This is a genomic window from Blautia sp. HCP3S3_G3 (genome assembly GCF_052063365.1).
GTDB lineage: Bacteria > Bacillota > Clostridia > Lachnospirales > Lachnospiraceae > Blautia_A.
In genome coordinates this window covers 30,307-44,585 of the sequence record NZ_JBQHXR010000022.1, presented here as the reverse complement: position 1 = coordinate 44,585, position 14,279 = coordinate 30,307, and the positions used below count along the sequence as shown (strand labels likewise).

Sequence of the window (14,279 nt, the reverse complement as noted above, 5' to 3'; positions counted from 1 at the left end):
CGTTTTTACTGTTTTTGGTTCATCGAACCGTTCTTTTGAATGTAAAGAATTTTCGAGAATCGTATGTGTTTCACTGTTTAGTTATCAAGGTTTTCTGTCTTGCGACAGCTTTTATACTTTATCACATCTTTTTTTCTTTGTCAAGAACTTTTTCAAGTTTTTTAAAAGTTTTTTAAAAGTTTTTTAAAAGTTTTTTCGATGCATTTTCTTTTGTTGTTTTCAGCAACTCGTTTAGTATATCATATATTGAATCGCTTGTCAACAAGTTTTTTAAGTTTTTTTCAAACTTAAAACGGAGAAGGAGGGATTTGAACCCTCGCGCCGCGTAAACGACCTATACCCTTAGCAGGGGCACCTCTTCGGCCTCTTGAGTACTTCTCCAGACTCCGAACTTCATAATTCCTTATTTAATTCGAATGCGCATTTCCACAGCGCATGGATTATTATAACTAAGAAAACCCGTCTTGTCAACGGGTTTTCTAATGTTTTTTTATTTATTTTTGATTTTATTTCTGATTATTCTTCCCATCCACCATTTTCCTGGATTGTTTTTTCGATTCTTTTCTTTACTTCTGCTGCTATTTCCACTGATTTCATATCTTTATATTCTTCATATAACAGTGGCTCCAGAAAATGTACCTGTACCGTCAATGGTTTAATTGATCCTGTATCAAAAGACTTATAGGAATCAATCAATGCAACTGGAACAATTGGACATTTTGCTTTTATAGCAGCCTTAAAGCTTCCACCTTTAAATTCCTGCGGATGATTTCCATTTTTACTTCTCGTCCCTTCCGCAAAGATGAGATAATTTCTTCCCTCTTTTACTTCTTTGGTTACATTCATGATTACCTGCATAGACTGTCTGATATCTTCCCTGTCTATGATATAAGCTTTCATACAGGCAAATACCTGTTTTAAAAATGGAATATCGGCTACTTCTTTTTTGGCCACTACAGAAAATGGCACAGGACATACTGCAAGAATGGCCAGCACATCATATAAACCCTGGTGATTCGGATAGAACATAAATCCATTCTCTTTGGGTATATTTTCTACACCATGAGCGTCAATAATGAGATTTCCTCCCTTATTCGCACGGTCATCAATGTATTTCAACAGAGAATACCTCTCCTCTTCCGTATATCGGTCCACATGTGACGCATACCAGCAAAGCTTGATCCATCCATATGGAACAAACAGGAGATTTCTCAATACCATCATAATAATTCTTTTCATTTCATTATCCCCCCGCTTCCAGAACAGAATCAGCTCAGCTTGCCGGCAATTTTATCCTCATATCCCGGATTCTTTTTGGTAAATGTCTCGTATTCTTTTACATAATTTTTGTATGTATTGGTAGTCATAAATTTTGCATAATCCGAAGCCGCCTGTTTTCGCATATCATCGGTCACTTTTGAAGATGACAGAATGTAATATCTGCCATCTTCCTTGTCCGTCATATACGTATTGATACAGGGATAGGACTGACTGTTTTCAAGCTGCATATCATATGTCACATAGACATATGTGTATTTATCATTTTCCGATAACACATCACATTCTTTGATTTCCACATCTTTCAGATTATGCGCGTCAAAATATCTGATTGTAGCGTCTATTTCTTTCTGAAGAGATTCCTCCGTATCTTTTTTTGCACCGTAACAGTCTTTGATTTTTTTCTGATTTCCATTTGCATAAGCCTTAATCAGTGACCTGGCAACGCCCTCCGGCGATTTATGACTGACTCCACAGCTCCTGAGTCCAAAAATCAGAGCCAGAAAAACAATCAGGACAACGGCGCCTATGATAATATACCGCTTATATCCCATTATCTTTTTCATGACTGTTCAGCTTCCCCTTCTGTATCCTGTACGGCCGGTTCCTTTGGCTGTTCTTCATCCTTCTTCTCGCGGACTTTCGCGAAACTTGCTACTTTGACACCATCGGAAAGATTGATCAGTTTTACTCCTGAGGTAATTCTTCCAAGAATGGAAATTTCCGCACAGGATATCCGGATAATAATACCTTCCGTTGTGATGATCATGATTTCATTTTCTTCGCTGACAGCCTTTGTGCCGATTACATTTCCTGTCTTTTCTGTAATCTTATAGCACTTCACGCCTTTACCGCCACGGTTCTGACAGGTAAATTCACCCATGGAAGTACGTTTGCCCATACCATTTTCGGAAACAACCAGAAGATAATCTCCCTGAGAATTCAGCTGCATTCCCACAACTTCATCTCCATCCTCAAGATTGATTCCTCTTACACCCATGGAAACTCTTCCCGTCGTTCTCACGTCAGTTTCTTTAAACCGGATGCACATTCCGTCTTTTGTTACAAGAAGAACATCTTTCTTATTGTCCGTACATTTTACCTCAATCAGTTCATCATCGTCCCGCAGTGCAATTGCTGCAAGTCCGGTTTTGCGCACATTGACATAATCCTGAACCGGTGTTTTCTTCACAAGACCGTTTCTGGTTGCCATCATAAGATATTTGCCTTCTTCAAATTTATTCAGCGCAATTACAGCTGTAATTCTTTCTCCAGGCATAAGCTGAAGCAGATTGATAATTGCCGTTCCTCTGGCTGTTCTGCCTGCCTCCGGAATCTCATACGCTTTGAGACGATATACTCTTCCTGTATTGGTAAAGAACATCAGATAATGATGTGTTGTTGTCATCATCAGTTCTTCTATGAAGTCATCCTCCAGTGTCTGCATTCCTTTGACGCCTCTGCCTCCTCGTCCCTGACTTCTGAAATTATCTACTGTCATTCTCTTGATATAACCCAGTCTTGTCATGGCAATGACGGTATTTTCTCTTGGAATCATATCTTCTGTAGTAATATCAGAATCATCATAACCGATGGCTGTTCTTCTTTCATCGCCATATTTCTCGGCAATCTGCAGAATTTCTTCGCGGATTACACGAAGAAGGAGATTTCTGTCTGCAAGAATCGCTGTTAATTTACGGATTTTTTCCATCAATTCCGCATATTCCGCTTCCAGCTTCTCCCGTTCCAAACCGGTCAGCGCACGAAGACGCATATCTACAATTGCCTGTGCCTGAACATCTGTCAGTTCAAAACGATTCATCAATTCTTCTTTTGCAGCCTGAACATTTCTGGAATTGCGGATAATCCGGATAACTTCATCAATATTATCCAGGGCTTTCAAAAGTCCTTCCAGAATATGAGCACGTTCCTGCGCTTTGTTCAGATCATATCTGGTTCTTCTGGTAACGACCTCTTCCTGATGTTCCAGATAATATTTCAGCATGTCCAAAAGACTCAGCACCTTCGGTTCCAGTCTGCCTCCTCTGGAAACAAGACAAAGCATAATCACACCGAATGTATCCTGAAGCTGCGTATGTTTATAGAGCTGATTCAAAACCACATTGGCATTGGCATCTTTACGCAGATCAATACAGATCCGCATGCCTTCTCTGCTGGAATGATCATTCAGATCTGTGATACCATCTATCTTCTTGTCGCGGACAAGCTCGGCAATTTTTTCGATCAGCCTGGCTTTATTAACCAGATACGGAAGTTCTGTTACAATAATGCGCGATTTGCCGTTTGGCAGCGTCTCAATGTTGGTCACCGCACGCACACGGATTTTTCCACGGCCTGTACGGTAAGCTTCCTCAATTCCTCTTGTTCCGAGAATTGTAGCTCCTGTAGGAAAATCCGGTCCTTTTACAATTTCCAGAATTTCATCTATGGATGTTTCACGCTGTTCTTCAACGATATTATCAATAATTTTTACAACTGCCTTTATGACTTCCCGAAGATTATGCGGAGGAATGTTGGTTGCCATACCTACTGCAATACCTGAAGTACCGTTTACCAGAAGGTTCGGATAACGGGAAGGAAGTACAACCGGTTCCCGTTCTGTTTCATCAAAGTTCGGCTGGAAATCTACTGTATCTTTGTTGATGTCCGCAAGCATCTCCATGGAGATCTTACTCAGTCTTGCTTCTGTGTATCGCATGGCGGCAGCACCGTCTCCATCCACAGAGCCAAAATTTCCGTGGCCGTCTACCAGCGGATATCTGGTAGACCACTCCTGTGCCATATTAACCAGTGCTCCGTATATGGAACTGTCACCATGGGGATGATATTTACCCATGGTATCACCGACAATACGGGCACATTTACGATGAGGTTTATCCGGTCCATTGTTCAGCTCGATCATAGAATAAAGAACTCGACGCTGAACCGGTTTCAGACCGTCTCTTACGTCCGGCAGAGCCCTGGATGCAATAACACTCATGGCATAATCTATATAAGATCTTTCCATGGTTTTCTGCAGGTCTACCTCATGGACTTTATCAAAAATATTATCTTCCATTATGCTCTCCCCTTATTCGGATCAGATATCCAGATTTTCTACAAATCTTGCATTCTCTTCAATAAATTCACGTCTCGGTTCTACTTTATCACCCATAAGGGTCGTAAATGTAAGATCCAGTTCTGATGTGGTAGATTCGTCCATCACAACCTTCAGAAGAATTCGTTTTTCCGGATCCATTGTTGTTTCCCACAGCTGTTCTGCATCCATTTCTCCAAGACCTTTATACCGCTGTATCTTATTGTTGTTATCACGGCCAATCTCGCTGAGGATCTTATTCAATTCCGCATCATCATAGGCATACCATATTTTTTTATTTTTCTCTATTTTATAAAGAGGCGGCTGCGCAAGATATACATATCCCTGCTTGATCAGCTCCGGCATGAAACGATACAGGAATGTCAAAAGCAGCGTAGCAATATGAGCACCGTCCACATCGGCATCTGTCATAATGATAATCTTATGATAGCGCAGCTTGGAAATATCAAAATCTTCGTGAATACCTGTTCCAAATGCGGTGATCATAGCCTTAATTTCATTATTTCCATAAATTCTGTCAAGACGTGCCTTTTCTACGTTAAGAATCTTACCTCTCAGAGGAAGGATTGCCTGTGTCGCACGATTTCTCGCAGTCTTGGCAGAGCCACCCGCAGAATCTCCCTCTACGATATAAATTTCACAATTTGACGGATCCTTGTCAGAACAGTCAGCAAGTTTGCCCGGAAGCGCCATACTGTCCAGTGCGGATTTTCTTCTGGTCAATTCACGGGCTTTGCGTGCTGCCTCCCTGGCTCTCTGTGCAAGAACCGATTTCTCAACGATTACTTTTGCTACCGACGGATTCTGTTCAAGAAAAATCTCCAGTTGTCTGCTAACCACATTATCTACCGCACCTCTGGCCTCACTGTTGCCAAGTTTCTGCTTGGTCTGACCCTCAAACTGCGGTTCCTCGATTTTTACACTGACAATAGCCGTAAGTCCTTCACGAATATCTTCACCGGTAAGGTTTGGCTCACTGTCTCTGAGCAGTTTATTTTTTCTCGCATAATCGTTAAAAGTCTTGGTAATCGCATTGCGGAAACCTATAATATGAGTTCCGCCTTCCGGTGTATTAATGTTATTTACAAATCCATAGCAGTTCTCTGTATAAGAGTCGTTATGCTGCATGGCAACTTCAACTGAAACGCCGTCCTTTTCTCCTTCACAGTAAATGATTTCCGGATACAGAGCTTCTTTGCTCTTATTCAGGTAAGTAACAAATTCCCTGATACCGCCTTCATAATGGAAAATCTTCTCTCTTTCCATTCCCTCACGGGTATCCTTGAGACTGATCTTCAGACCTCTGGTGAGAAATGCCATCTCCCGGAGACGCTGTTTCAGAATATCATAATCATATATGGTATCCTCAAATATTTCTTTGTCCGGAAGGAACATAACAGTGGTTCCTGACTTATCCTGTTCACAGGTTCCGCAGACTTCCAGCGGATACATGGTATGTCCCCTCTCATATCTCTGTTTATATACCTTGCCTTCTTTATAGATTATAACTTCCAGCCATTCAGAAAGAGCATTTACAACAGATGCTCCAACTCCGTGAAGTCCTCCGGAGACTTTATAACCTCCACCGCCAAATTTGCCGCCTGCATGAAGGATGGTAAATACAACTTCTACAGCCGGCAGACCTGCTTTATGATTGATTCCTACAGGGATTCCCCGTCCATTATCAATAACTGTTATAGAATTATCAGGATTAATGATCACCTGGATTTCCGTACAAAATCCAGCCAATGCTTCATCTACTGCATTGTCTACGATTTCATACACAAGATGATGAAGTCCGCGGCTGGATGTGCTTCCAATATACATTCCCGGTCTTTTGCGCACGGCTTCCAGTCCCTCCAGAATCTGGATCTGATCGGCGCCGTACTCTGTATTTTCTACGCCCATTTGATTCCTCCTGTTATTTTCCATATATTGAACACTGCTTCACTGTTTCTCTTTTTCTCTTTTCACAAAACAGTTTCCGCAAATGTAAAGCACTATGATTGCGTATAAGTACGCCATACACGGACACACTTATACTAATTTATTATAACACAAAAACCCTGTGTTTTCCATTAAAAAAGTAGGAATTCCTTATATTTTCTACATTTCCCTTAATATAAAAAAGTACTCCCCATACGGAAAGTACTTCTGGAAATTCATTTTGTTATTCAATTTTTCTGTATCATATACTGATAGATTTCTCTCTTCGTTACACCACGATCCTTCGCCACAAGTTTCATGGCTTCTTTTCGCTGGATTCCCTGCTTCTCGTAAATTTCCATATGTTCTTCTATGGAGATTTCCTCCCAGGACTGTCTTGCCTCCTGTTCTATTTCACTGCGGCTGCGTCCTTCAATCACAAGCACACATTCGCCAAGCGGCTTTTCTTTTTCATAATAAATCAACAGATCTTCGATGGTCGTACGGAACGCAGTTTCATGTTTTTTTGTCAGCTCCCGGCACAAAGTCATCCTTCTGTTTCCAAGAGTCCCTCTTAATTCCTCCAGTGTACGGACCAGTCTGTGAGGTGCCTCATAAAGAATAATTGTTCTTGTTTCTCCGGCAAGCTCCTCCAGAATCTCTTTTCGTTCTTTTTTATCTGCCGGAAGAAAAGCCTCAAAAGTAAAACGTCTGGTCGGAAGCCCTGACAGCGTCAATGCTGTTATACATGCAGAGGGGCCCGGAAGAGAAGTCACTTCAATTCCGGCCTCCACACACATGGCTGCCAGTTCTTCTCCCGGATCTGAAATTCCAGGTGTTCCGGCGTCGGTGATCAGTGCGATATTCTGTCCCTGCTGCATTTTTTCTATAAGAACATATGCCTTGTCAATTTTATTATACTCATGATAACTTGTCATAGGCGTCTTAATATCAAAATGATTCAGAAGTTTTATACTGTTGCGGGTATCTTCTGCTGCGATAAGATCCACTTCTTTCAGCGTCCTAAGCACACGCAGCGTGATATCTTCCAGATTTCCTATGGGTGTTGCACACAAATATAATTTTCCGCTCATTTCTCTCTCCTTCTGCTGCCCAGAATTTTATAATAACCAACCATTATCATACCATTCCGTAAATATCCAGAATCGATTTTGTATATTCTCCCGGCTTCTCGTAGACGATCAGCGGCCGTTCCACGGTAATTCTTGAATTTCCGCCTTTCAGGGCTTCGATCAGTACCATGTTCGGCTCTCTGTCTATGTAGGGATATACAAGCTGCATTCTTTTTGGCTCCAGCTTGTATTTTGTCAGAACATTCATGATTTCCGTAAGCCGGAACGGTCTGTGGACCATATAAAACCGCCCTCTGTCTTTCAAAACTTTTGCCGCCTGACTCACCACATCTTCCAGCGTACACAAAACTTCATGGCGTGCAATTGCTTTTGGCATATCAGGATTACGCAGTCCATGGGCTCCGATCATGTAGGGCGGGTTACAGGTAACTACATGAAAAGAAGCTGCTCCAAAAATTTCAGCAGCCTCCTTGATATCTCCCTGCACAATCCCTATCTCTGAGTCCAGTCCATTATACGCAACACTTCGTTCTGCCATCCGGGCACATTCTTCCTGGATTTCCAGACCTGTAAAATGATCACCTTCTGTTCTGGCACGGAGCAGGATGGGTATAATGCCGGTACCGGTTCCCATGTCCAGTACCGTCTCACCCTTTTTTACCCTGGCAAAACCGGAAAGCAATACAGCATCCATTCCAAAACAGAATTTCTTCGGATCCTGTATGACAAAATAACCATTCTGCAGATCATCTACACGCTCACCCTGTTTTACCAAATCATTTCTCATTTAGTTTGGAGTCTCCTCCCTTATCTTCCAGATTCTTCAGTTCCTTCATTTCCTGTTCGGAAACTTTTATTTTTTTCTTACGCGGACGGAATTTCAGTTCGCTTACCGGATATTCCTGAATTTCCTTTTCGTCATTGACCTCCACGATTACTTTGACTCTCTGACGAAGAACATTCACACTCTGCACATTTCCCTGAAGTCCGTCAGGAAGTGTGACAGCATCACCAAGTCCCGGAAGTTTCTTGTTCAGTTCCTCATAAGTTTCCTGTTCATTTTTCAGACAGCACATCAGTCTTCCGCATACACCGGAAATTTTCGTCTGATTCAGTGACAGATTCTGTTCTTTGGCCATTTTGATGGATACCGGTGCAAATTCTGATAAATACGTATGGCAGCAGAGACATCTGCCGCAGATGCCAATTCCTCCAAGAATCTTCGTCTCATCACGGACTCCGATCTGGCGAAGTTCAATCCTCGTCTTAAAGATAGATGCAAGATCCTTTACCAGCTGACGAAAATCAATTCGTCCGTCTGCTGTAAAATAAAACAATACTTTATTGTTATCAAAGGTATATTCCGCATCGATCAGTTTCATTTCCAGACCATGTTCCCGGATTTTCTTCTGACAGATTTTGAATGCTTCTTTTTCTTTCTTACGGTTATTGGCTTCTCTTTCATCGTCCTCTCTGGTTGCTACACGAAGAACTTCCTTAAGCGGATGTACAACTTCCTCATCCGGAATTTCCTTCGTTCCAAGAACAACTCTTCCGTATTCCACACCACGGGCAGTCTCCACGATCACATGGTCACCCGGTTTCATGTTATATCCCTTCGGATTAAAATAATAAATCTTTCCTACATTTCGAAATCTTATGCCTACTACTTTTGTCATGTTATTTCTCCCTGATTGTCAGGAACAGAAGCTCCAATGCAAGCTCAAAATTGACATTCGCCCGCAGTCGGACTTTCGTCTTGGCAATGGCATCCAGAATCTTTTCCAGATTCTCATAAGAACGCTGGCTGGCCTGTTCCTTGATAAAATTAATTTCCTGCTTAAATACCAGATTATCGATTTCTCTGGTTGCCTTAAACATCAATACATCACGGAACCAGAACTGGAAAATATCCAGATAGTCATTGATGTTATGTTTTTCTTCAGAAAGCTTCTTAATCTCATCTGCAAGTTCATATACTTCCATCTTGTTGGCGTATTTCAGAAGTTTAAGAGCATTCTGGGTCATATTGGAAAATTCTTCTGATGTAGCAGCTTCTCTTGCCCTTCCTATACTTCCCTGTGCAAAAGAAGCATCTATTTCCGCCTGATAATCCGGAACATGAAGATGTTCCATCAGGTATTTCTTCACAAGACTGTCATCTACCACTTTCAGATCCAGACGCACGCATCGGGACTGAATAGTCGGAAGCAATGCATCCACGTTCTGCGTCAGAAGCATGATCACTGCATATTCCGGAGGTTCTTCGATTGTCTTGAGAAGTGCATTCTGAGCCTGCGGCGTCATCAGATCCGCATCCGGAATAATATAGATCTTATGAGGACTGTAATAAGGCTTGACTGCCACATCATGTATCACCTGTTCACGAATCTCATCAATGGTAATGGTTCCGGGCTTCTCATGATTTACCATAATAATATCGGGATGATTCTTTCCAATTGCCTTTTTACATGATTCACACTTCTGACAGGGCTCTGTACCTCCCGCTTCACACTGAAGTGTCATTGCAAAGGTTGTTGCCAGAAGTTTCTTACCGGAACCAGCTCCTCCTGTAAATATATAAGAATGAGACACTTTCCCTGTCTGCATGGCATTCTTCAGATGCCTGATAATCTCTTCATGTCCAATAATATTGTTAAAACCAATCATTAAGAATCACCTCACTTATATTCGTATTTGTATTATATCATAAATATTTTTCTTATTGTACAGATTTTATATATTTTACTATTTCTTCGACACAAATATCCAGATTCTCATTTTCAAACCTTTTCCGGATTCCTGCCCTGTAAATATTTTCTTCGGAAAAATCCTCTTCATCCGCCAGAAATCGTCTGCACATTTCCGCATATTTCGGATGATCCTGTGTTTTTTCTCTGGCAAGTGCCCGGGTCAGACGTTCCCCTGTCTCTACCTGAATATAAACAGGAATTACCGCTTCCTCGCCATAGTATTCTCTCATTTTTACAAAGGACTCCAGTGTCCCTATTCCCAGATAATCGGATTTTTCCAGATCTGCCTGGCCGTCATCTGCTGTAAAATAAGTCCAAAGCCCATGTACGGTATGATATTCTCTTTTTTCAATAACAAGTCCCTGACTCTCCAGTTCCGCCAGTTTCCTGTCATCTGTAAAAAAATACTCTCTTCCGTTTTTTTCCCCGTCCCTGATCGGCCGGGTTGTATACAAGATCAGTTTCTTAAGGGAAAGTTCCTGATTCCCTATAAGCCGGGAATAAATCTTATCTTTGCCGGCTGCACTCTTTCCCATAATGTAAAAAATTTTTCCCACAGTTACTCTCCAACAATACAAATGGTTTTATTAGTATAATCACTGAGTCCCTGTAAATCAAGACCCTGATCCATGTATAATCTCATATTTCTGACAAATTGTCCAGTAATCTGTTCTCCCGGAACCAGAATCGGAATTCCAGGGGGATAAAGATATACAAATTCCGCGGATACTCTGCCAATACTTTCTTCCAGCGGGCATCTTTTCATCGGAGCTTCCATTGCATCAGCGATTCCTGAGATCTGTTTCATGGGAATATAAGGAGAAAATTTCTCAGGAATATCTTTCTTCTTTTCTTCTCTTATTTTCAACGATTCGCGACGGTCAATTTCTTCAATTGCCTCGCACAAACGCATCAGCCCTTCTCCTGTATCTCCCACAGATGCAATGGCAGTAACATAATTCAGAGAATCCATTTCCATCTGCAGATGAAATTCACTGTTCAAAATCTCATGCAGCATTCTTCCATTCAGAGAACTCCTGTCTGTAAAAAACAAAAGCTTGGATCTGTCATAATCAAAAATCCCTGCATGTCCGATCATATCAGAAGCAGCCAGCCTGATACAGCTGCATTTCTCCAGTCTCTCACGAATTTCACCAAGATTCTTTGTAAATTCCTGGAACATTTCTCTGCCATCCCTTTTCATTTTATCCATACATGCATCCATGCTTGCCATCAGGATGTAGGAAGGACTGCTGCTCTGATAAATTCCCATAAATCTCTGCAGACTTTCTCCGGATACCCGGTCGCTGCACCGATGTAATACTGCTGTCTGTGTCATAGATGGAAGTGTTTTGTGAAAGCTCTGAACGACAAGATCGGCTCCAAGATCCACGGCTGATCCGGGAAAATAATCAGAAAACCGGAAATGAGCTCCATGAGCCTCATCCACGATCAGAGGGATATTATGTTCCGCTGTCACTCTCGCAATACCTGCAATATCAGAAACAACCCCGTCATAAGTAGGAGATGTGACCAGAACAACTTCAATATCCGGATTTTCCTCCAGCGCCCTTTTCACACGGGATGGCGTGATTCCTCCATTGATTCCAAACTCATCTACGATATGAGGATAAATATACGTTGGTTTTAAATCTCTCAAATATACCGCATGATATACGGCCTTATGACAATTACGCGCCATAAGGATCTGTCCGCCTCTTTTTACACTGGCTGAGACAGCGGAAAGTAATGCAGCTGTACTTCCGTTCACACTGAAAAAGCATTCTCTGGAACCATACAACTGCGCTGCCTCCTTCTGAGCATCAAGAATAATTCCCTGCGGATGATGAAGATTATCGAATCCATCAATCTCCGTAATATCCCTTTCAAAAGGGAAATCCGCGTCTACTGTCAGCGGATTTCTCTTATGCCCTGGCATATGAAATGGATAATCCCCATTCCTGCTGTATTTTTCTAATTCTTTATATAATCTTTCCATGCTTTCCTTTCAAATTTCCAAATATTCAAACGAGAAAAAATACCTGCCGTCCTGAATTGATCCGGACAGCAACTCCTGATTTCAGGAAATTTCTATCATTCCATCATACCTTAAACCGGTAGCCAACTCCCCAGATGGTTTCAATGTATTGCGGTTTAGCTGTATTAAATTCAATTTTCTCACGGATTTTTTTGATATGAACAGTTACTGTTGCAATATCGCCCACAGACTCCATATCCCAGATCTGACGGAACAGTTCTTCTTTCGTAAATACTCTGTTGGGATTTTCGGCAAGAAATGTCAGAAGGTCAAACTCCTTTGTGGTAAAAGTCTTTTCTTCACCGTTGATCCAGACACGCCTTGCTGTTTTGTCGATTTTGATTCCACGGATTTCTACGATATCATTTTTTACGACATTAGCACCCACAAGGCGGTTATATCTCTCCATATGTGCTTTGACACGGGCTACAAGCTCACTCGGGCTGAATGGTTTGGTCATATAGTCATCAGCTCCAAGTCCCAGTCCGCGGATCTTGTCTATGTCGTCTTTTTTGGCAGAAACCATAATGATGGGGATATTTTTTTCTTCACGCACCTGACGGCAGATATCAAAACCATCTACTTCCGGAAGCATCAGATCCAGAATAATCAGATCAAATTCTTCTTTGAGGGCGCGCACCAGTCCCTCATCTCCTCTGTTGGATATCTCCACTTCAAATCCGGAAAGTTCCAGATAATCCCTTTCAAGATCTGCAATGGCTTCTTCATCTTCTATAATCAGTATCTTACTCATCTGATAGGTACCTCCTGGTATTTTCTAAGTACAAAATACATAATTGTGCCGATTCCCTGCCTGCTGGTCGCCCAGACTTTTCCTCCGTGATCTTCCATGATTTTTCTTACAATGGAAAGTCCGATTCCGCTTCCGCCCTTGGAAGAATTTCTGGAGACATCCGTCCTGTAAAAACGATCAAAAATGTACGGAAGATCTTTCGTTGCAATTCCTTTTCCGTTATCTTCAATCTCTACCTGAATAAAATCGCCTACGTCCTTTACGCGGATCTGTATCACACCTTTGGTCTTGTCCATATATTTTACAGCGTTACTGATAATATTATGGATCACACGGCGGATCTGTTCCCCGTCGGCAATTACAAGGACATCCTTTTCTACGTAATTTGCATACAGAAGCTCAATTCCTCTGGTCTCCATTTCGATTGCCAATTCTTCTGCACAGTCACTGAAATAGTCATTCACGTTCAGTTTACTGAAGGTATAAGGAATTCGATTCGTATCGATTTTTGAATAAAATGTCAGTTCATTGATCAGATGATCCATTTCGTTCGTTTTATTATAGATTGTTCTTACATACCGGTCCATCTTTTCCGGTGTATCAGCCACACCGTCTATGATCCCCTCCACATATCCTTTTACTGCAGTGATCGGTGTCTTCAGATCATGGGAAATATTACTGATCAACTCCTTATTTTCTTTATCCATCAGGATTTTTTCTTCTGTTGATTCCTTCAGACGCCGACGCATTTCCTCAAAATCCTGGCAAAGCTCAGAAAACTCATCAGTCCCATCTACTTCAAGAACAAAATCCAGATTTCCTTCTTTGATATTCTGTGTGGCTTTTTTTAATTTTACAAGAGGTGTGGCAATGCTTCTGTAAATCCATAAACCAATTGCCAGAGCAGTAGAAATCAGAATTACAAACGCAGTCATAAGCACATCCTTCATCATAAGATGGATCCGCGCCTGACTATCGACGGACTCAGAAATAGCAATATCATAAACCGTATTTTCTCCGGTACTCTGGGATACCAGTGCCTGACTGTTCTCCTTACCTGCCTGTGTCCGCGCAAAACCATAAAGTGTAGCAGAAAAAAGCAGCAGCGGCACCATAATAATCATGGCAAATCCCACAATGATTCTTGTTTTTAATTTCATATGTATCTCCAGTCATGTTTATTTTCATTATGTCCATTATATCATAACCGTCATTCTCAATCTCTAAATTTTCTATAAAATAATCCTGCCCGGCGGGCTTCTTTATAGCATAGGAAAATACGAAGCACTTTTTTGCTATAAAGAAAATCTCCCGCAGC

Annotated in this window: 12 protein-coding genes and 1 tRNA gene; all 13 read right to left on the bottom strand. The window is 41.6% G+C overall.

From position 1 onward, the window contains the following. Nucleotides 1-293: 293 nt before the first annotated feature. A tRNA-Ser gene (locus ACTNEW_RS13650) sits at nt 294-381 on the bottom strand. Nucleotides 382-516: 135 nt separating this feature from the next. After that, nucleotides 517-1,239, bottom strand: a complete 723-nt coding sequence (locus ACTNEW_RS13645) for a lysophospholipid acyltransferase family protein (RefSeq protein WP_441062015.1) — start codon at nt 1,237-1,239, stop codon at nt 517-519. A 29-nt stretch (nt 1,240-1,268) separates the two neighbouring features. Then, the gene (locus ACTNEW_RS13640) at nt 1,269-1,844 is read right to left on the bottom strand and encodes a hypothetical protein (RefSeq protein WP_441062014.1); all 576 of its coding nucleotides are present in this window, start codon (nt 1,842-1,844) and stop codon (nt 1,269-1,271) included. Beyond that, on the bottom strand, nt 1,841-4,357 hold the full coding sequence (gene gyrA / locus ACTNEW_RS13635) for a DNA gyrase subunit A (protein ID WP_441062012.1): 2,517 nt from the start codon (nt 4,355-4,357) through the stop codon (nt 1,841-1,843). Before gyrA ends, ACTNEW_RS13640 begins: the two co-directional genes overlap by 4 nt. Before the next feature lie 21 nt (nt 4,358-4,378). Continuing rightward, complete coding sequence (gene gyrB, locus ACTNEW_RS13630) at nt 4,379-6,304, bottom strand: DNA topoisomerase (ATP-hydrolyzing) subunit B (RefSeq protein WP_441062010.1); 1,926 nt, start codon at nt 6,302-6,304, stop codon at nt 4,379-4,381. A gap of 266 nt (nt 6,305-6,570) precedes the next feature. Further along, entirely contained in the window at nt 6,571-7,416 is an 846-nt protein-coding gene (gene rsmI, locus ACTNEW_RS13625) for a 16S rRNA (cytidine(1402)-2'-O)-methyltransferase (RefSeq protein ID WP_441062008.1), read from the bottom strand. A gap of 46 nt (nt 7,417-7,462) precedes the next feature. Then, entirely contained in the window at nt 7,463-8,203 is a 741-nt protein-coding gene (locus tag ACTNEW_RS13620; protein WP_441062006.1) for a tRNA1(Val) (adenine(37)-N6)-methyltransferase, read from the bottom strand. Then, nucleotides 8,193-9,095, bottom strand: coding sequence for a PSP1 domain-containing protein (locus tag ACTNEW_RS13615; RefSeq protein WP_441062004.1), 903 nt, complete (start codon nt 9,093-9,095; stop codon nt 8,193-8,195). The genes ACTNEW_RS13620 and ACTNEW_RS13615 overlap by 11 nt, the downstream gene beginning before the upstream one ends. A gap of 1 nt (nt 9,096) precedes the next feature. Beyond that, nucleotides 9,097-10,086, bottom strand: a complete 990-nt coding sequence (holB, locus tag ACTNEW_RS13610) for a DNA polymerase III subunit delta' (protein WP_441062003.1) — start codon at nt 10,084-10,086, stop codon at nt 9,097-9,099. A gap of 52 nt (nt 10,087-10,138) precedes the next feature. Further along, nucleotides 10,139-10,726 (bottom strand): guanylate kinase, encoded by a 588-nt coding sequence (locus tag ACTNEW_RS13605; RefSeq protein ID WP_441062002.1) that lies wholly within the window; start codon nt 10,724-10,726, stop codon nt 10,139-10,141. Nucleotides 10,727-10,728: 2 nt separating this feature from the next. Next, on the bottom strand, nt 10,729-12,168 hold the full coding sequence (locus tag ACTNEW_RS13600) for an aminotransferase class I/II-fold pyridoxal phosphate-dependent enzyme (RefSeq protein ID WP_441062001.1): 1,440 nt from the start codon (nt 12,166-12,168) through the stop codon (nt 10,729-10,731). Between the two features lie 103 nt (nt 12,169-12,271). Then, on the bottom strand, nt 12,272-12,961 hold the full coding sequence (locus ACTNEW_RS13595) for a response regulator transcription factor (RefSeq protein ID WP_441062000.1): 690 nt from the start codon (nt 12,959-12,961) through the stop codon (nt 12,272-12,274). Beyond that, nucleotides 12,958-14,121, bottom strand: a complete 1,164-nt coding sequence (locus ACTNEW_RS13590) for a sensor histidine kinase (protein ID WP_441061999.1) — start codon at nt 14,119-14,121, stop codon at nt 12,958-12,960. The genes ACTNEW_RS13595 and ACTNEW_RS13590 overlap by 4 nt, the downstream gene beginning before the upstream one ends. Between the last annotated feature and the right edge of the window lie 158 nt (nt 14,122-14,279).